The organism is Streptomyces sp. NBC_00669, from assembly GCF_036226785.1.
Lineage (GTDB): Bacteria > Actinomycetota > Actinomycetes > Streptomycetales > Streptomycetaceae > Actinacidiphila.
Map to the genome: position 1 here is coordinate 8,284,457 of NZ_CP109018.1, position 19,249 is coordinate 8,303,705.

At 73.1% G+C, this 19,249-nt stretch carries 16 protein-coding genes; 12 read left to right on the forward strand and 4 right to left on the reverse strand.

The window, feature by feature from the left end:
- The first annotated feature begins 59 nt into the window (after positions 1 to 59).
- A complete protein-coding gene (locus OG896_RS34950; RefSeq protein ID WP_329371815.1) occupies positions 60 to 1,457 on the forward strand; it encodes an NADP-dependent succinic semialdehyde dehydrogenase in 1,398 nt (465 codons plus the stop codon).
- A 69-nt stretch (positions 1,458 to 1,526) separates the two neighbouring features.
- Here OG896_RS34950 and OG896_RS34955 read toward each other — a convergent pair whose 3' ends face one another.
- Positions 1,527 to 2,141 (reverse strand): TetR/AcrR family transcriptional regulator, encoded by a 615-nt coding sequence (locus OG896_RS34955; protein WP_329371817.1) that lies wholly within the window; start codon positions 2,139 to 2,141, stop codon positions 1,527 to 1,529.
- Between the two features lie 136 nt (positions 2,142 to 2,277).
- Here OG896_RS34955 and OG896_RS34960 point away from each other — a divergent pair, with 136 nt between their 5' ends.
- The 7 genes from OG896_RS34960 (at position 2,278) to OG896_RS34990 (ending at position 7,148) form a co-directional block, all read left to right on the forward strand.
- Entirely contained in the window at positions 2,278 to 2,736 is a 459-nt protein-coding gene (locus OG896_RS34960; RefSeq protein ID WP_329371819.1) for a cupin domain-containing protein, read from the forward strand.
- Between the two features lie 142 nt (positions 2,737 to 2,878).
- A complete protein-coding gene (locus OG896_RS34965) occupies positions 2,879 to 3,703 on the forward strand; it encodes an alpha/beta fold hydrolase (RefSeq protein ID WP_329371821.1) in 825 nt (274 codons plus the stop codon).
- Positions 3,704 to 3,867: 164 nt separating this feature from the next.
- Entirely contained in the window at positions 3,868 to 4,278 is a 411-nt protein-coding gene (locus tag OG896_RS34970; RefSeq protein WP_329371823.1) for a hypothetical protein, read from the forward strand.
- 176 nt (positions 4,279 to 4,454) lie between these two features.
- A complete protein-coding gene (locus tag OG896_RS34975; protein ID WP_329374460.1) occupies positions 4,455 to 5,195 on the forward strand; it encodes a transcriptional regulator in 741 nt (246 codons plus the stop codon).
- Positions 5,196 to 5,242: 47 nt separating this feature from the next.
- Entirely contained in the window at positions 5,243 to 5,635 is a 393-nt protein-coding gene (locus OG896_RS34980) for a roadblock/LC7 domain-containing protein (RefSeq protein ID WP_329371825.1), read from the forward strand.
- A gap of 109 nt (positions 5,636 to 5,744) precedes the next feature.
- Positions 5,745 to 6,119 (forward strand): hypothetical protein, encoded by a 375-nt coding sequence (locus tag OG896_RS34985; protein ID WP_329371827.1) that lies wholly within the window; start codon positions 5,745 to 5,747, stop codon positions 6,117 to 6,119.
- Between the two features lie 192 nt (positions 6,120 to 6,311).
- Positions 6,312 to 7,148: a hypothetical protein gene (locus tag OG896_RS34990; protein ID WP_329371828.1), complete on the forward strand. Its 837-nt coding sequence runs from the start codon at positions 6,312 to 6,314 to the stop codon at positions 7,146 to 7,148.
- A gap of 36 nt (positions 7,149 to 7,184) precedes the next feature.
- Here the strand turns inward: OG896_RS34990 and OG896_RS34995 are convergent, their stop codons facing one another.
- The 3 genes from OG896_RS34995 to OG896_RS35005 form a co-directional block, all read right to left on the reverse strand.
- Positions 7,185 to 10,709, reverse strand: coding sequence for a SpoIIE family protein phosphatase (locus OG896_RS34995; RefSeq protein WP_329371829.1), 3,525 nt, complete (start codon positions 10,707 to 10,709; stop codon positions 7,185 to 7,187).
- 360 nt (positions 10,710 to 11,069) lie between these two features.
- On the reverse strand, positions 11,070 to 12,299 hold the full coding sequence (locus OG896_RS35000; RefSeq protein WP_329371831.1) for a beta-1,3-glucanase family protein: 1,230 nt from the start codon (positions 12,297 to 12,299) through the stop codon (positions 11,070 to 11,072).
- Positions 12,300 to 12,524: 225 nt separating this feature from the next.
- Positions 12,525 to 14,633, reverse strand: coding sequence for a discoidin domain-containing protein (locus OG896_RS35005; protein WP_329374462.1), 2,109 nt, complete (start codon positions 14,631 to 14,633; stop codon positions 12,525 to 12,527).
- Between the two features lie 401 nt (positions 14,634 to 15,034).
- Between OG896_RS35005 and OG896_RS35010 the strand changes: the two genes are divergently transcribed.
- From OG896_RS35010 to OG896_RS35025, 4 genes are all read left to right on the forward strand, one after another.
- Positions 15,035 to 16,300, forward strand: coding sequence for an FUSC family protein (locus tag OG896_RS35010; RefSeq protein ID WP_329371833.1), 1,266 nt, complete (start codon positions 15,035 to 15,037; stop codon positions 16,298 to 16,300).
- A 152-nt stretch (positions 16,301 to 16,452) separates the two neighbouring features.
- A complete protein-coding gene (locus OG896_RS35015; RefSeq protein ID WP_329371835.1) occupies positions 16,453 to 17,664 on the forward strand; it encodes a helix-turn-helix domain-containing protein in 1,212 nt (403 codons plus the stop codon).
- 185 nt (positions 17,665 to 17,849) lie between these two features.
- Positions 17,850 to 18,392 (forward strand): hypothetical protein, encoded by a 543-nt coding sequence (locus OG896_RS35020; protein WP_329371837.1) that lies wholly within the window; start codon positions 17,850 to 17,852, stop codon positions 18,390 to 18,392.
- Positions 18,362 to 19,249, forward strand: a complete 888-nt coding sequence (locus OG896_RS35025; protein ID WP_329371839.1) for a protein kinase domain-containing protein — start codon at positions 18,362 to 18,364, stop codon at positions 19,247 to 19,249. The genes OG896_RS35020 and OG896_RS35025 overlap by 31 nt, the downstream gene beginning before the upstream one ends.

Sequence of the window (19,249 nt, forward strand, 5' to 3'; positions counted from 1 at the left end):
CCGGGTAGGGGCACGACAACGGCACAGCACCGCAGCGGGGGGCAGAGGAGGAGCAGCAGATGCCCATCGCCACCGTGGACCCCGCCACCGGCCGGACCCTCAAGACGTTCGAGCCGATGGACGCGGCCGCCGTCGAGGAGCGGATCGCCCGGGCGGAGAGCGCCTTCCGGGAGCACCGCGAGACCGACTTCGCCACCCGGGCCGCACTGATGCGCGCCGCGGCCGACCTGCTGGACAGCGAGCGCGACACCATCGCGCGGACCATGACCACGGAGATGGGCAAGACCCTCGCCGCCGCCCGCGCGGAGGCCGCCAAGTGCGCCAAGGCGATGCGCTGGTACGCCGATCGGGCCGAAGGGCTGCTGGCCGACGAGCACCCCGACCCGGCCGACGTGGCCGACAGCGGCGCGCACCGAGCGGTCGTCCGCTACCGCCCGCTCGGCGTCGTGCTGGCGGTCATGCCGTGGAACTTCCCGCTGTGGCAGGTGATCCGCTTCGCCGCGCCCGCGCTGATGGCGGGCAACACCGGCCTGCTCAAGCACGCCTCGAACGTCCCGCAGACCGCGCTCTACCTCGGCGACCTCTTCCACCGGGCGGGCTTCCCCGAGGGCTGCTTCCAGACGCTGCTGATCGGCTCCGGCGCCGTGGAGGATGTGGTGCGCGACCCGCGGGTGGCCGCCGCCACCCTCACCGGCAGCGAGGGCGCCGGCCGCGCGGTGGCCGCGGCGGCCGGCGACGCGATCAAGCCGACGGTGCTCGAACTCGGCGGCAGCGACCCGTTCGTGGTGATGCCGTCGGCCGCCGCCGAACTCGACGCCGCCGCGTCCACCGCCGTCACCGCCCGGGTGCAGAACAACGGCCAGTCCTGTATCGCGGCCAAGCGGTTCATCGTGCACGAGGACGTGTACGACGAGTTCGCCGAGCGCTTCGTGGCGGCCATGGAGCGGCTGACCGTCGGCGATCCGACCGCCGAGTCCACCGACGTCGGGCCGGTCTCCACCGAGCAGGGCCGCGCCGACCTGGAGGAACTGGTCCAGGACGCGCTGTCCCGGGGCGCCGAGGCGCTGTGCGGCGGCCGCCGCCCCGCGGCGCTCCCCGACGGCTGGTACTACGAGCCCACCGTGCTCGCCGGCGTCACCGACGCGATGCGCATCCACCGCGAGGAGGCGTTCGGCCCGGTCGCCACCCTCTACCGGGTGCCCGACCTCGACGCGGCCGTCGCGCTCGCCAACGACACGCCGTTCGGGCTCAGTTCCAACGTCTGGACCCGCGACGCGGACGAGCAGCGCCGCTTCGCCCGCGACCTCGAAGCCGGTGGTGTCTTCTTCAACGGGATGACCGCCTCCCACCCCGCCCTGCCCTTCGGCGGCGTGAAGCGCTCCGGATACGGCCGGGAGCTGTCCGCGCAGGGCATCCGGGCGTTCTGCAACGTCACCACGGTGTGGTTCGGGCGCTGAACGGAGCAGGGCGCGGCGGCGTGCGGGCCGTACTGGCGCGGAGGGCGGCGGAACCTCTCCGCGCCGGCGTCAGGGCCGGTCCGGCAGGGTGCGCAGCGCGGCCGCGGTCAGGGTGGACGCGGTGCGCACCGTGCTGGCGATGGCCGCGTCGGGGGCGAGCCCGCACAGGTCGGTGAGGCAGAAGAGCGCCTCCGCGCTGACGGCCACCGCGAGGTCGCGTTCGAGCTGGGCGAGCCGTTCGGGGTCGGCCGCCAGGAACGCCTCGCGGACGGGTTCGAGGGCGTGCTCGATCAGCCCGAACCGGATGCCCGGCCGGGCGCTCGCCGCCTCGGGGCGGGTGATGGTGGCCGCGATCATGGCCCGCACCGCGCCCTGGCGGGCGAGGGTGCCGCGCAGCAGGAACGCGCAGGCGAACGCGACGCGTTCGACCGGATCGGTCGACCCGGCGACCGGCGCCAGCGCGTCGGCGGGCTCCGGCCACGCGCCGGCCAGCGCCTCGCCGATCAGCGAGGCGAGGTCGGGGAAGTACCGGTAGGCGGTGGCCTCGGAGACCAGCGCGGCGCGGGCGATCTCCGGCATCGTCACCTCGCGGCCGGACCCGACGAGGTCGCGCGCGGCGGCGATGATCGCCGCGCGGGTGCGCTTCTTCTGGTTGCTGCGCCCGGTGGCGGCCGGTGCGGTCATCGTCCCGTTCCTTCCTGTCTGTCAGCCTTCATCGTAGCACTGGACTCTCTTCATGAGAGTTGACTTGCATGATGAGAGCGAGCGTCCTACCTTTGTGAGAGCGAACTCTTACGAATGAGTGAAGGAGCTGGCAGCCATGACCGAGGTCTCCGTGATCGGCCCCGACGGCGGCGAGGTGATCGAGCTGGGCGGGACCCGGATGCGCATCCTTGAGGACGGCGCCACCACCGGGCACCGGCTCGGCATCGGTGAGATCACCATCGCCCCGCACACCGAGGGCCCGCCGCAGCACCGGCACGCCGAGCACGACGAGGGCTTCTACGTCGTCTCCGGCACCGTGCACTTCACCGTCGGCGACACCGTCCACGTCGCACCGGCCGGGTCGCTCGCGATGGTCCCGCCCGGCGCCCCGCACACCTTCGCCAACCACGGCGACGAACCCGCGGTCGTCCTCAACACCTTCACGCCCGACCTGTACGTGCGGTACTTCCGCGACCTGCGCGACATGATCGCCGCCGGCCAGCAGCTGGACCGGCAGGCGACCATCCGCACCATGAGCCGCTACGCCACCGTGCCGGCCGACGACTTCGCGTGAGCTGCGGCCGTTCCGGCCGTCGGCCCCCGCCGCCGCCCGGCCCGCGTCCTGCCCGGCCCTGACCCGCCTCGACCCGCCTCGACCCGCACCGGCTCGCATCGCACCGACTCGACCCGCCCGCATCCGCCCGAGGAGCAACCCGATGACCAGCACCACCACCCGCACGCTCGCCCTCACCGTGAGCGGAGGCACCCTCGACCTCACCGTCACCATCGACGACCACGACCACGACCACGACCACGACCACGACCGGAGCCGGACCTTCCTGATGCTGCACGGCGGTGGCGGACCGCAGACCGTCGCGCCGTTCGCCCGCCGGCTCGCCGACGAGCGGCCGGCCCGGGTGATCACCCCCGTCCACCCCGGCTTCGGCGGCACCGCCCGGCCCGGCTGGCTGAGCGATCCGGCGGGTGTCGCCGAGGTCTACGCGGCGCTGCTCGACGCGCTCGACGTCCACGACGTCATCGTGGTCGGCAACTCCGTCGGCGGCTGGATCGCCGCCGAACTCGCCCTGCTCGGCAGCGACCGCGTCGCCGGGGTCGCCATCGTCAACGGCGTCGGCATCCGCGTGCCGGGCCACCCCGTCGCCGACACCCGCGGACTGACGCCCGTCGAGCTGTCCCGGCTCTCCTTCCACGACCCCTCGAAGTTCCGCTTCGACCCCTCCGCGCTGTCCGACGAGCAGCGCGCGGTGGCCGCCGCCAACAGTGCCGCGCTCCAGACGTACGCGGGCGCGGACATGGGGGACCCGACGCTGCGCGAGCGCCTGGCGAAGGTCGATCATCCGACGGTGGTGCTGTGGGGCGAGAGCGACCGGGTGGTGGACACGGACTACGGGCGGGCCTTCGCGCAGGCCGTCCCGGGCGCGCAGTTCGTGCCGCTGCCCGGCACCGGCCACATGCCCCAAGTGGAGACGCCCGAGCAATTCCTGCCGGTGATCTGGGAGTTCGCCACGACGCGGGGCTGAACCCGGCAGCCGGCGACGGTGTGCGGAGGGGCATCTTAGAACAGCGCCCCGCACGTACCAGTGGAAAATGCCAGAACTCCCCGAACCGGGTGGCACGGTGCGTAACTTGCTCGTCACCGCCCAGTCGGCGGTGGCCCAACGGGCCCTGCACCGAGGGGAGTCGTGTGTCCGGGATCGACGAGTGCCTGCTCGAGGCGATGACGCTGCCGGGGGCGAGGGGCGCCGCGCTGGTGGAGTGGATCAGCGGACTCGCGCTCGGCAAGGTCGGGGAGGCGCCGGACGGCGACCATGAGGCGATGGCCGCGCAGACCGCCGACTTCGCGCGGGCCGCCGCCGAGCACCCGGTGTTCGCCGGCCCGCAGGCCGTCGCCGAGGCGGGCGCGGCGGGGGAGAAGGGCCCGCTGGTCGAGGACGTCGTGGTGGTCACCCGCACCGGCTACCACCTGCTGCGCTTCGTCGAAGCCCCGTACGAGGGCGGGGTGTTCCTGCACCTGTGGCTGGACAAGCCGCACGCCAACCTCGCGCTCGCGCTGATCCGGATGCGCGACCTCGCCCAGCGGCTGGTGCTCGCATGACGGCCGCCCCCGCCCCCGACACCCCCGACACCCCCGCCGCACCCGGTGCGCCCCCGACCGCCCTCGCCCCGGTCCCCGACCGGCCCGCACCCGACCGGCCCGCACCCGGTCGGCCCGCACCAGCCCCCGACCCGCCTGCCTCCGACGCACCCGCCCCCGCCACACCGCTCTCCCCGATGCTGGTGCGCCTCGCCGAGCAGCGTGCGACCGGGGCGCTGCTGCGCGACACCGGCACCCTCTACCTCCTCGACGGTGCGGTGGTGCACGCCGAGAGCCCGGCCGCGCCCGGGATCGAGGTGCTGCTGACGGTCGGCGGCCGGCTGTCCGCGGAGGCGTGGCAGGAGGCGGTGCGCCAGGGCGGCGCGCAGGGCCGGACCGCCCGCTGGCTGCTGGACCACCACCGGCTGTCCGAGGGGGAGTTGGAGATCAGCGAACTCGGCACGCTCTTCGACGCCGCCTTCTTCGTGCTGGCGCCCACCGGCGGCCCGACCCGGTTCCGGCACGGCGCCGCGCACTGGTTCGGGCCGGTGCGCCCGGTGCCGCTGAGCGAGGTGGAGCGGGAGTCCCGCAGGCGGCGCCGGTTCCTGGACACGCTGTGGCCGTGCCCCCAGCTCGACGCGGCACCCGTACGGCCCCGGCACGACCCTCGGCTGCCGCCCGCCACCCGCCACGAGCGGGCCGTCCTCGACCTCGCGGACGGGGTGCGCACCCCGTCCGCGATCGCGGCGCTGCTCGGCCGGCCCGCCTTCCACGCGCTGGTGCACGTACGGCGCCTGGCCGCGAACGGGCGGGTCGCGGTGCCCCCGCCGACCACCGGCCGGGCACCGGTGCCCGCGCCCGCCTGGTTCAGGGACATCGCCCACGACGCGGACGCGGCGCTGCTGCGCCGGCTCCGCGACGCCTTGGAGCACCTGTGAGGCGCGCCCTGCGGCAGCGGGCCGAACGGGCCGGACGAAGGAGACTCATGGCGCACGAAGCCGAAGTACGCGACGAGCTGGGCCGGTTGCTGGCCCGGCTGCCCGATGCGACCGGCGTGCTCGCGTCCACCGTGGACGGGCTGCTGATCGCCCACGAGGCCCCGGACACGCCTGCCGAGACGCTCGCGGCGCTCAGCTCCGCCGGATTCGGCATCGGGCTGCGGCTGTCGGACGCGGCCGGCGGCCACTCCTTCCGCGAGCTGCTGGTACGGGGCGAGCACGGCTACGTCGCGCTGTACGCCGCGGGACCGGCCTGCGTACTGACCGTCCTGGCCGGACCGCGGATCAACGTGGGCCGGCTCCATATGGAGGCCCGCCGGTCCAGCGCCTACCTCGCGCACCTGCTCGACGGCGCCGCCGACGACAGGGAGGACGCCTGAACCCATGACCGAACGTCCGCCGCGGGCGCGCAGCGCCCACGCCAGAACCCCCCGCACCACCACCCGACCGCCGGGCACGCCGGCACCCGTGAAAGGAAGCAGCCACGCCATGGCCAACACCGAAACCGCCCTCAAGGACGCGATGACCTCGATCGAGGGCGCCATCGGCGTCGCCCTCGTCGACTACACCAGCGGCATGGCCCTGGGCACGATCGGCGGCGGGAAGGACCTCGACCTCACCGTGGCCGCCGCGGGCAACACCGACGTGGTCCGCGCCAAGGCCCGCACCATGGAACTGCTCGGCCTCAAGGACGAGATCGAGGACATCCTCATCACCCTCGGCACGCAGTACCACCTGATCCGCCTGCTCACCGGGCGCGGCAAGAGCGGGCTGTTCCTCTACCTCGCCCTGGACAAGCAGCGGGCGAACCTGGCGATGGCCCGGCACCAGCTCAAGCGGATCGAGAACGACCTGGAGGTCTGACCACCCTCCCGCCCCGGCCTTCCCCCGCCAGCCGCCAGCCGCCCGGCCTTCCCGAACCCGCCACCGGTTTCCCCCGCTCGCTCCCGCCCGTCTCCCTCGGCCCCGGACCGCCCCCGGGGCCGGCGGAGAAGTGCAGTGACGTTTCGGCGGCCCGACCGTACAGTGTTCGCACGCTGACGTGGGGGAGATCCGATGATCACCGAACCCGAGGAGTCCTGGGAGGCCGAAGAAAGCGACGGCGCCTACGGGCGGCCCCACGCCGACGATGCACGCCCCGCACTCAACGGCCCCCGAGGTGGCGGCGATTGGGGCGAGGGAAGCGGCCGGCGAGCCCTGCTGCCGGGCCCGCGGCCCGAGGTGATGGCGGGCCTGCCGCCGCGACCCAGCCCGCTCGGGAAGCTGCCGGGGTGGCTGCGGGGCGCCCTCGGCGGCGTGCTCGTCGCCTCGCTGGCCGGTGCGGCCCTCGCCTACGCGGGCGTGCTGCCGCAGCGCCACCGCGGACCCGACATGCACGGCTACCGGATAGGGCAGAACCCCTGCACGGCCTACGCGTTCGACGCGTTCGGCACGGCCGTCAAGTCGACCGACAGCGGGGTGTGGCCCGCGGTCTTCGAGCACACCGCGCGGCTGGACCGCGCCCAGTGCGGCTTCGTCGCCCAAGGCACCCCCACCCAGGGCACGAAGACCTCGTACACCGTCCAGGTCGACGTCACCCTGCACCGCTACTCCGACCCGGCGGCGGAGTTCGACGCGGAGCGGTCGGTGGACCCGTCGAACCTGCGGGTCACCACCCGCACCCGCGCCGTGCCCCGACTCGGCGACAAGGCGTACCTCCTCAGCTTCGACGACCCCACCCGCATACTCGAAGTCCTCAGCGGCGGCGCGGTGATCACGCTCCGGCTGGAGTCGACGACCACCGCCTACGGCACCGGCCCGGACACCGAGCCGCCCGACCTGCCCGACCTCGACCGCCTCACCCCGTCGCTCGCCGCCGCGGCCCGCGCGATCATGACCACGATGGCGTCGTAGCACCTCCCCGGCAGGCGCCGAACGGAGCAACTCCCGTCAGCCGGCGGCGGGTTGCCCCGCGGTCCGCCGCCCCGCGTGCCCCGCGCCCGCCGCCGAGCCCGTGCCGTTGTCCGCGTCGGCCGTCGCGCCCGGCGGGTCGTCGTCCGGCGGGGAGGGGGCGTCGTCGTCCGGCGGGGACGGGGCGTCCAGGCTGGCCCAGATGCACTTCCCGCTCTCGGTGTAGCGGGTGCCCCACTGCCCGGCCATCATCGCCACGAGCTGGAGGCCGCGGCCGAACTCGTCGTCCAGCAGCGGGTGCCGCACCCGCGGCGTGGCCTGCGACCCGTCGTACACCTCGCAGATCAGCGCGTGCTCGATCCGCAGCAGCCGCAGCCGTACGAAACCGGCGTCGGCGTCCTGGGCGGCAGGACCGTCGTCCAGGCCGAGCCCGATCTTCAGGTTCAGCCCGCTGTCGAGGCCGAGGTCGCTGAGGTCGCCGAGGTCTCCCAGGTCGGCGTCCTCGTCGGAGTCGCCGTCCGCCGCCTCCTCGGTGTCGGGGACCAGCCCGACGGCGTGCCGCACGGTGTTGCCGATCAGCTCGCTGACGATGAGGGTGGCCGTGTCGGCGAGGTCGTCCAGGTGCCATGCGGCCAGTTCCGCGGCGGTCAGGTCCCGGGCCCGACCCGCGGACTCCGGCGCCCACGGCAGGTCCCAGGCGGCCATCCGGTTCGCGGGCACCCGGCCGGTGCTCAGCGCCAGCAGCACCGCGTCGTCCTGGCGGCACGGGTCCGGCGGCAGTTGCGCCACCACCGCGTCGCACATCGTGGCCAGCCAGTGCTCGGCGCGCTCGCCGCCGACCGGTACCGGCGCGGTGCCGGCGTACCGGGCGACGGCGTCGGTCAGCCGCTCGGCGTCCGGCGCCTGCGAGCCGAGCAGCCCGTCGGTGTACAGCACCAGGACGGTGCCCTCGGCGAAGACCGTCTCGGTGACCTGCGCGGGCACCTGGGCCATGCCCAGCGGCGGCCCGCTGGGGATGGTCAGCCGGTGCGCGGTCCCGCCGGGCTCCAGGGCGATCGGCGGGGCGTGGCCGGCGCTGGCGATGCTGCACGCGCCGGAGGTCGGGTCGTACAGCGCGAGCAGGCAGGTCGCACACACCACCGGGTCGTCGACGCGCGGGGCCAGCCGGACCACCACGTCGTTGAGGTGCGCCATGATCTCGTCCACCGGCATGTCCAGGGCGGCGACGGTCAGCGCCGCGTGCCGGATGATGCCCATCGCGATCGCCTGTTCCAGGCCGTGGCCCATCACGTCGCCGATCACCGCCAGCGTCCGCCCGCCCGACAGCGCGATGGTGTCGTACCAGTCGCCGCCGAGTTCCTGGCCGTCGGCGGTGCGGTAGCGGGCGACCGCACGCAGGCCGACGGTGTCGGGCAGCCGGCCGGGCAGCAACTCCTGCTGGAGGCGCTCGGCGCGGTGCCGCGCGCTCTCGTAGAGCCGGGCGTTGCCGAGCGCCTGGGCGATGATGACGCCGACGGTGCCCAGCAGCGTCTTGTCGTCCTCGGTGAAGCGGCGCGGCGCGCTCCAGCCGATGACGCACGACCCGACCCGGCGGTCACCGACGGCCAGCGGCAGCACCGCCCACGCGCCGACACCGTCCAGCTCGGCCAGCCTGTTGAGCAGCCACGACGGTGTGCCGGGGCGCTCCTCGCGGTCGGTGGTCGCCCCGGTGAACCGGTCGGCGCGGGAGATGAACCGGGGCTGGTCGGTGACGCCCTCCGCGCCCACCGCGCCCCCCAGGCCCAGGTCGGCCGCGCCCTGCGCGCCTCCCCAGTACCCCGCGTGTTCCGCCCCTGCGCCGGCCTCCGCTTCGGCCCCGGCATCCGCTTCGGCGCCCGTCTCCGCGCCCGCCTCCGCCGCGGCGCCCGCCTCCGTTCCGGCCTCCGCGCCCGCCTCCGTTCCGGCCTCCGCCCCTTCCGCGGGCTGCTGCCGCGCGCTCTGCCGCAACTGCAGGGCGTGCAACTCCTCGACCAGGGCGGGGGAGAAGCCGATGTCGCCGATCAGCCGGGGCACGGACCCGGTCAGGTCGTGGACCACCAGGCCGTCGGCGTGCACCAGCGGCAGCACGTGCTGCACGACCGCCGCGACCACGTCCTGGGTGTTGAGCGCGCGGACCAGCGCCGCGTTGAGGTCCGCGACCTGCCGGCCGCGTTCGGCGGCGGCCTGCTCCGCGCGCCGCCGCTCGGTCGTGTCGGACATCTGGATCGACATGAAGCCGCCGATCTCCACCGCCTTGACCAGGTACGACGCCGTGCCGCGCGGAGCCGGGTGCTCGACGTCCACCTCCAGCGTGGCCGAGGAGCCGGGCGCGGCCCTGGCCCGGTCGAGGAGTTCGGGCAGTCCGCGCTCGCGCAGCAGCGGTTCGGTCTCCCACGGGGTGCGGCCGGTGACGTCTCCGCCGCCGCCGAGTTGGCGTGCGGCCCGGTTCGCCCACTGCACCCGGTTGTCGGCGGCCACCACGAAGATCGGGTCCGGGTTCAGCTCCAGCAGCCCGGCCAGCCACTCCAACTGGCTGCGGCGCGCGGTGATGTTCCACACGGTGCCGACCATCCGCACCGGGCGGCCGCTGTCGTCGCGCTCGATCGCGGCCCGCAGCTCCAGCCAGTTGACCCGTCCGGCGTCGTCCAGGACGCGGTGCTCCACCGCGTACGGCCGGCCGTACGTCAGCGACTCCTCGATCGCCTCCTGCACCCCCGGCCGGTCGTCGGGGTGGATGCGCTCCATCCAGCTCTCGATCCGGTGGTCCCAGGCGTCCGGGTCGAGGCCGGCCAACTCCACCATGCCCTCGGTGACTTCGTCGATGTCGAGCAGGCCGGTGTCCAGATCCCAGCTCCACGTCCCGACGCTGATCTGCCGCATCACCTGCCCGCCGACGCCCTGCGGCTCCTGCCACCACGGCGTGGTGCCGCTGCGCCACCGCCGGGCGACCGGCAGCCGCACGCCCACCAGCGCCGCCACCTCGGCGAGGAACCGTCTGCGGTCGGGCGCGGGCTCCCGCTCGGCGAGCACCGACAGCACGCCCACGGGGGAGCCGTCCACCAGGATCGGCGCGGACAGCAGCCCGCACGCGCGCAGCCCGGGCGGCACCCCGTCTGGCCTCCGCCCGCCTGCACCGGACCCGCCTGCCTCCGACCCGCCTGCCTCCGACCCGCCGGGCTCGGCCCGCGCGGTACCGGGGTGCCCCGGGGCGGCGTGGTGCGGGTCGTCGGGCCAGCGCGGCGACCACTGCACCTGCCGCCGGTCCATCGCGCGTACGGGGGCCAGCCGGTGGTCGTCGACCCGCTCCCAGGCGCGGGCCACCGGGTCGGGTACGCCGCCGGCCGCCGCCAGGCGCAGCGTGTCGTGCTCGCGGCCGGCGAGGTGCGCCAGGCCGCCGAGCCCGCCCAGCGCCGCGACGCACTGCTGCACCGCGAGCCGCAGGACGTCCGCTTCGCCCAGCCCTTCCGCGGCGTCCAGCACCGCCAGCCGCAGCGCGTCGGTGGCACCGGCCGGTGCGACGTCGCCGCCGTGTCCGGGACCGCTCATCGCCACACCCGCCTCAGCTTCCTCGGAACCGCCGCGCCCGGCGTCCGGCACCGGGGCCGTTCCGCCGCTGCTGGTCACGTTACGTGGCGGCCGCTGTATTCTCGCGCCACACGCGGCGCCCGCGGGGCCGGAGAGGTGGCCGTACCCCCTCCCGCCGCTCACCGCGCGCGCCGGCTCGCGTCGCAGGTCGGCGCGGTGCACGCGGGGCCGCAGGACGCCGCGCGGGCCGCGGCGGGCCGCACGGGAGCGCGCCCCGCGCCGCGCCCCCGCGCGCCCCGCGGCACCTGGGCCATCCGGCGGAAAGGCGCCCCGACCGCCCGGCGGTCGGGGCGCCTTCCGGCGAGATGTCCGGCGGAGCCGCTACGCGCCGCCCGGGTTCCCCAGCGTCAGGGTCCAGGACGTCGGCGCGGGGTCCTGGAGGTGGCCGTCGACCGGGGCCGCGCCGGTCGGGCCGACGTCGTCGTACGGGAAGGCGTAGCCGATCGAGGCGTACTGGTGGACCAGCCGGGCGTAGTGGTTGGTCACCGGGTCCTGGTAGTACGCCGACGGGGTGACGCCGTCGGGCTGGTTGTCGCCGCCGGCGACCAGCAGCGAACTGCGGTTGAGGGCGGCGGCCAGGCGGGCCGCGACCGCGCCGCGGGCGTCCGAGCCGGAGTTGTACAGCGGCCCGCTGGCGCAGCCGAAGATGTCCACGGCGCTGGGCCGGGTGAACGGCACCCCGTCGTCGTCCAGGCCGCCGAAGACGAACGCGTCGCCGGACACCGTGCCGGAGTAAGTGCCCGAGCTGCCCTGGGCGTTGACGGTCAGCGGGGTCGAGGCGTAGTGGCTCCAGACCGCGTCGAGATAGGGGTCCCAGTAGCCGCCGAAGTCGGTCGGGGAGTGGGCCGGGGCGAGCACCCGCAGCGGCGCGCCGGCGGAGTTGGTGGCGACGAGCTGGTCCCAGGGGGCGCCGTCGGAGGCGTGCTGGGCCTGCAACCCGGAGATGATGGAGGCGAGCGCGCCGTCCGGCAGCGGGCTCACCGACTGGTTGCCGCTCGCGCCGGTGGTGGCCATCGCGATCGGCAGGGCCACCATGTCCACGTAGCTGATGTTGGCGTAGAGGTTGGCGCTGTTGTAGGTGAACTCGGCGAACGTCCACTGGGTCTGCCAGTTGGGGTCGGAACTGGTGAACCCGGGCTGGACCAGGCCCGGTACGGTGCCCGGGTTGGCGAAGAACTGGATGCGGTCGCCGATCGAGAACCAGACCCGCCCGCTGATCACGTACTCCTGGAGCGTGACCGTGGTCGCGGCCGAGCCCGAACCGCCCAGCTGGATCGCGTAGTCGGGGATGGGGGTGACCGGCGACGAGGGGTTGGGCAGCCGGTTGAAGGCGCCGTCGGCGGTGACGAAGCCCGGCCAGCCGGAGTCGTCGGCGCCGCTGATGTAGGCGTACACGGTGTCGCTGCCCGAGGTGTTCGCGAGCGAGACCGGCAGCGAGACGCCGGCGGCGGACGCGCGGGGCGCGAGGACGGCGAAGCCCGCCGCTGAACTCGCCGCCGCGGCAAGGCCGGTGGTGCCGACCGCCTTGACGAAGGATCGTCGAGAGAGCACGTACTCCTCCTGCGGGATGGGGGGCGCGGGTGGTGCGGCCGCACCACCGGCGTACCCGTCGGTAGGAATGTGGTCCTCCACTATTGGCCTGAACCAAGTCCCGGGACAAGGGGGTTGGGCGATCACATGCGAGCTCGGCGGGCTCCAGGGGGAGGAGCCCACCGAGTCGTCACATCAGCCACACCGAACCCACATCTCCCGGGCGGAGTGCGGTGCCGGCTGCCGCTACTGCGAGACGCGCACGTAGTCGACCAGCATCTTCTGCGGGAAGACGGAGGTGGCGTCCGGGGCGCCGGGCCAGTCACCGCCCACCGCGTTGTTGAGGATGATGTAGAACGGGTGGTCGTAGATCCACGGGCCCCTGGTCTGCTCCAGGTTGGCCTTGTCCACGGTGAAGAAGGCGTTGCCGTCCACCGAGAACGTCATGTGCCCGGAGTCCCAGTCCAGCGCGTAGGTGTGGAAGTCGGTGGAGAAGTCGCTGCCGGCCACGGTGTACGGCGAGCCGTCGCCGTTGCCGCCGTTGTAGGCGGGCGCGTGCAGCGTGGAGTACACCGCGTCCGGCACGCTGCCGACGTGCTCCATGATGTCGATCTCACCGCACTGCGGCCACGGCGTGCCGGTCTTGAAGTTCGAACCCAGCAGCCAGAACGCCGGCCACAGGCCCTGCGTGCCGCTCACCTTGATCCGGGCCTCCACGTGCCCGTAGGTGAAGTTGAAGTGGTCCGAGGTGTTGATCCGGCCCGAGGTGTACCCGGTCGAGGTCTTGTCCGCCTCGATCACCAGGTTGCCGTTGCCGTCCATCTTGGTGTTGTCGCCGTCGGTGTACGTCTCCAGCTCGCCGTTCTGCCCGTTGCCGGGGTCCTGGCTCCACTTCGAGGAGTCCGGCTCGCTGCCCGCCGCGCCGTTGAACTCGTCGTCGAAGACGACCTTCTCCGGGTTGCCCGGGTTCGGCGGCGCGGCCGGCGGTGCCGTCGGGTCGCCGCCGGTGCCGTACACGTCGAAGTCGTACAGCGAGTAGCCGTAGCCGTTGCTGCGCGCGGTGCCGTACATCCGCACGTAGCGGCCGGTGCCGTCGACGTTCAGGGTCTCCTTGAACCCCTTGCCGCTGGTGGTCGAGTAGACGCTCGTCCAGTTGGTGCCGTCGGCGGAGGTCTGGATCTGGTACGACGTCGCGTACGCGGGGTCCCACTGCAGGACCACCTGGGTGATGTGCGCGGTCGCGCCCAGGTCCACCTGTATCCAGCCGGGGTCCACCCAGCCGGTGGTGTCACTGGTCGCCCAGCGGGTGGCCGGGTCGTGGTCGAACGCCTTCGCCGGGGTGCAGCCGCCGCAGTTCGCGTCGTCCTGGTACGAGGAGGCGGTGGCCGGCTTGCCGTACGACAGCAGTGTCGCGTCGCCGGGCGGGGGAGTGGTGCCCCCGTCGCCGCCGTCACCGCCGCCCGTGGTGCCGCCGCTGCCGCCGCTGCCGCCGGTGAACACCTGGAACTCCCACAGCGAGTAGCCGTACTGCGTGGCCCGCTGGGTGCCGTACATCCGCACGTAGCGGCCGGTGCCCGACAGCGTGATCAGCTCGGTCGCGCCCGGGCCGGTGGTGGTCGAGTACACGCTCGTCCAGTCCTGGCCGTTCGCCGAGACCTGGATCTGGTACGCCTTCGCGTACGCCGTCTCCCAGTTCAGCTGCACCCCGCAGATCGGCTGGGACGACCCGAGGTCGACCTGGAGCCACTGCGGGTCGGCGGCGGCGCTGGACCAGCGGGTGCCGTTGTCGCCGTCCACCGCGGCCGAGGCCGGGGTGCCGGCGTTCTCCGTCGAGGAGGCGGTGGCGGTCTTGTGCAGCGCCGCGTTGGTGGTGGAGCACGCGGCGTTGGTGCTGCCCGCGCTGCCGTACACCTGGAACTCCCACAGCGACACGCCGTACTGGGTGGCGCGCTGCGTCGTATACAGCCGGACATAGCGCCCGGAACCGTTTACGGAAACGGTCTCCGTGCCGCCCTTGCCGGTCGTGGTCGAGTGGACGCTCGTCCAGGTGGTGCCGTCGGTGGAGGTCTGGATCTGGTACGCCGTCGCGTACGCGGTCTCCCAGTCGAGGGTGACCGAGTCGAGCGTCGAGGTGGTGCCGAGGTCGACCTGGAGCCACTGCGGGTCGGCGGCGGCGCTGGACCAGCGGGTGCCGTTGTCGCCGTCCACCGCGGCCGAGGCCGGGGTGCCGGCGTTCTCCGTCGAGGAGGCGGTGGCCGCCTTCCCCTGCGACAGCAGCGTGCTCGCCGCGCGGGCCGGCGTCTGGGTGATCACCAGCGCGAACGCGGCGACCAGGGCCGCGACACACGCGTAGATGAGGGAGTGGGAAAAACGTCTGGGGGTGGGGCCGGGCAGATGTGGGGGGTTGCCAGTCACGACCTTCTCCTGGATGTCGCGGGCGAGAGAGCGCTCTCTGAATGCTGTGATGATTACGGCGCTGTTGCTGACCCGTCAAGAAAGTGAACGAGATTGGTGCCGTGGGGCGTTGATGCGTCCAAGACCTTGACGCGGGCGGGTGTCCGACCGTCATGGCGTGCCACGTGGGCGGGTGCCCGATCGTCATGGCGTGCCACGCGGGCGGGTGCTCGACCGTCATGGCGTGCCCTGGGCGGCCGCGGGCGCCGGTGCCGCCCGCGCGCCATGAGGTGCCCCGGTAAAGATCGACCCTAGGCTGACTCGGGAGTAGTGAGATCGCCGAGAGCGGGAAAGGGCACGGGATGCCCGACGTACCAGAACCGATGGTGAAGCTGGTCCGCTGGACCGCGGAGCCGGTGGCCAACCAGATCGTCCGGTCCACGGCCGCGGCCGTCATCTCCTACCTCGCCGCGGTCTGGCTGCTGCCGCAGCCGGTCCCGCTGACCGCGCCGCTCACCGCGCTGCTCGTGGTCCAGGTGACCCTCTACTCCACGTTCATAACGGGGATCAGGCGGGTCAACGCCGTCGTGATCGGCGTGGTCATCGCGATCGCCTTCAGCTCGCTGGTCGGCCTGCGCTGGTGGAGCCTCGGTCTGATCATCCTCACCGCGCTGCTGGTCGGGCGGGTGGTGCGGGTGGGCGAGTTCGAGGCGGAGGTGGCGATCTCCGCGATGCTGGTGCTCGGCGTGACCAAGGTGGGCAGCGCCGCGTGGGACCGGATCTACGAGACGCTGATCGGCGCCGCGGTCGGCCTGCTGTTCAACCTGCTCTTCGCCCCGCCGGTGTGGGTGCAGTCCGCGGGCGGGTCGATCGAGGAGATGGCCCACCGGATGGGCCGGCTCTTCCGCGACATCGGCGGGCAGGTGGCCGGGCACCTGCCGGTCGAGCGCGCCGCGGCCCGGCTGCACGAGGCACGCGGGGTCGACCACGACATCACCGAGGTGGACGCGTCGCTGCGGCAGGCCGAGGAAAGCCTGCGGTTCAACCCCCGGGTGCGCGAGGGGCTGCTGTCCCGGGTGGTGCTGCGCACCGGCCTGGACACCCTGGAGATCTGCGCGGTGGTGCTGCGGGTGCTCTCGCGCACGCTCACCGACCTCGCCAAGGAACGCACCGGCGAACCGCTCTTCCCCGAGGAGATCGGCCGGGAGCTGGAGCAGCTCTTCGACCATGTGGCGGGCGCCATCGAGAGCTTCGCGGTGCTGATCACCACTCAGGTCTCGGCGAACGCGCAGACCGCCGAGGAGCGCCTCGCGGAGGCGCTCCTCGATGCCTCGCGGGTCCGCGACCGGGTGGCGGATCTGCTGCTGGCCGGGGTGCAGTCGCATCCGCGGCAGTGGCAGCTGCACGGGGCGCTGCTCGCGGAGGTGGACCGCATCCTGGACGAACTCGCCGTGGAGAAGCGCTCCGAGCGGCTGGTGGAGGAGCTGGACCGGCAGTCCACCGAGATGAGCGAGCGGCACCCCCGGCTGGCCATGATGCGGCGCCGGCTCAGCGGAACGAGCGCGGTGCAGCGCGCGTCGGCTCCGGTGAAGGCCGCGTTCCGCAGGCAGTTCGGCTCCGACGACTGAGCTGCTCTGATGGCTGATCGGCTCCGACGACTGAGCTGAGGGGGATGCACCCTCTTACGACTCCGGGGCAATGGGGAGCGGGCCTTGTCCGTATCCCGTGCCCGAGCCTGCGGAGTACCGTTTCGCGTGGTGAAGTCGGAATGGAGTCCAGTGTGCCCAATCATGACGACGAGAGCATCGGGGCGAGGATCGCCTCTTACCGGAACCTCGCGGGCTATACCCAGCGTGAGTTCGCCGAGTACTCCCACCTCTCCCTGGGGAACATCCGCAAAGTCGAACGGGGTGAGCGCCTGCCCACTCACGGATTTCTCGCCACCGCAGCCCGAACTCTTGCCATGACCGTGGAAGAGCTGACAGGCCAGCCCTACCGTGGACGGCAACGGTTCGACGAGAAGGCACACGCCCCCATTGCTGCCATCCGGTCCGTGGTGCGTGCATTCGATCTTCCTCCGGAGTGGCGAACCGCACCGCGCCCTCTGGGAGAGATTGCCGATGACCTTGCTGAGGCGACCCGCCACCGTGCCGCGGCCCGGTACACCCGTCTCGGCCTGGCACTGCCCGAACTGCTGGAAGAACTGACGGCCGCGGTGCATCTACTGGAAGGCGGTAGGAGACGTCAGGCCGCGAAGATGTTGGCTTCGGCGTACTACATGGCGCACTGCCTCACCTACCGACTCGGATACGCGGACCTCTCCGGCCAGTTGGATGACCGGCAGCGCTGGGCAGCGGACCTCTCCGGGGACGCGTTGGCGGTTGCGCTTGCCCAGTGGTCGCGTGCGGGAGGCTTCCAGGCCGCCCGCGAGTACGGCGCCGGACTCCGGCTCCTTGCCCACGCTCGCGACCAACTCACGGCAGAGGCAGGAGCGTCCTCGCCGTCAACGGTGACGCTCCTGGGCAGCTTGCGCCTGCGTGAGGCCACGCTCGCTTCCCGTGCCCGGGACGAGCAGGCCACCGAACACCACCTCACCGAGGCTTCCCGACTTGCCGAGCAGATGCCCGACCGAACGGACCGGGTCCATTACCACCTCACGTTCGGTCCGGCGAATGTCGCCGTACACGACATCGCCGCGCAGGTCGAACTGGGCAGGTTCCTGAAGGTCGCCGCGTGGCAATTCGAGGCCGGGTGCACGGCCCCGGAGATGTTCTCTCCGGTCATCGACGGCGAATGGCACCGTCTTCTCAGCTCGTCGGAATATCAGGAATTCTGCGCCGAGCACGCCGGGCGCCAGATCGGGCACGCGCCGAACACGGGAGTCGGTGAAATCTCGTGGGTCCAGGTCTATGAGGAGTTGTTCGGGCCGCTGCCCGACATCTGGTTCACCGACCAGTTCGGGCGCCTGGACCACGAGGGGTTGGCCCGCTAGCGCGAGACCGGGACCGTGGTTGCCGAATGGGACTGCTCGCCGGTCCCCGGCGACGGCGGGGACGAGGCCGCCCCTGCACGGCAGACGGAGGCAGCAACCCTGTGACCACGAGGTCGGTTGGTGGAGCGCTCCGGCCCAGTGCGGGGGCGCTCCGCCTTGTCTCGCCCCGCACCACCGCCCCGCGTGTGGACATCGCCGCCTATGTACAGGCCGTGACCGCCCGTTGCCCCTATCTCGCCCCGTCCCTCGATCGCGGACTGACCGGCTGGACGCTCTACGAAGCCGTCGGCGTTCCCCTGGATGTCGAGGCTGAGGTGTTCCACGCCGCCGTGCAGGCCGCCGAATGGGTTCGGCCGTTGGCCGACCGTGCCCAAGGCGCCTTCGTCTGCGAGAACATCGCCATACTGGGCGCCGGACGGGAAGTGTTGCAGTGGCCGCACTGGGCCCTGAAACACCTCTATGGGCCGGTGGGGCTGATGATCGGCAAGTTCGCCGCGGGGGAGGAGCGCACCGACCGCGGGGGCCGGAGCATCCCGCCCCCACCGGTTTCGTTCCTCCCGGTACGGGTCGCCGTTCGGCCGCGCGACGGACGGTTCCTGCGGCACACCCCGGACCTCGCTGTGGCCGTGGCGTCCGCGAGCGACGACGGTCGCGATGTGTTCAGCCATATCGGTCACGACTGGAAGGACATCAGACTGTGGGCGCAGCACCTCCCGTCGAGGCGGTAGCAGTTCTGGAGCAGTTGTTGGGGCCGGTCACCTGCGATCTGCTCAGCGATCGGCGAGGCTCCCGCGCGTGGAAGGCCATGGGCTCCCGGGGCACTGCTGCTTTGAAGGCCAACAACCCCGAGGCCGCATCCGGACGTGACAAGGCCGCGGAGATGGCCCAGGAGGACCGGCACCTGCTCGCCCTCGCCGACGCGGGCGCCCTCGCTCCCGGGTACCGGGTCGACGCCGGCGCGTGGGAGGGCGGGCGGTGGCTGGCAGTCCGTTGGATCGAGGGAACCCCCCTGTGGAACTCCATGGCCCCGGCCCGCGGCCCCGAGGGTGACCGGGCCCTGGTGCGGCCGTGGCTGCTGGGCATCGTCCGAACCTGGGCGGGGCAGCTCGAACGGCTGCACACCGCCGGCTGGGCTCACGCCGACGTGCAACCCACCAACGCCCTCGTCACCGCCGACGGCCACGCCTCCATCTTCGACTTTGCCTTGTCGTGCGGGCCTGAGACGACCGCTCGTCTTCCGTACCGGGGCGCCTTGACCCACACCACCGCTCCCGAGGTCGCTGACGCCCTCCTGACCACCACCGACGACACCCACATCCAGGCCCGGCCACCGGCCGACATCTGGGGACTGGGTGCGTCCCTGTTCTGGTGCTGGACGGGGCATCGTCCCGTGCCCTACGCCGACGACACCCCGCGGACGGACAAGCTGAGGGCCATCGCCGCCGGGAAGCGCCTCCCACTTGATGACGCCCGGCCGTGGTCCTTCCCGGCCTTCGAGGAGATCATCACTGCGTGTATGGCACCGGGCGCCGACGAGCGGCCCACCGCCGCCGATCTGCTCACCCTTGTCGAGGAGACCGGGTGA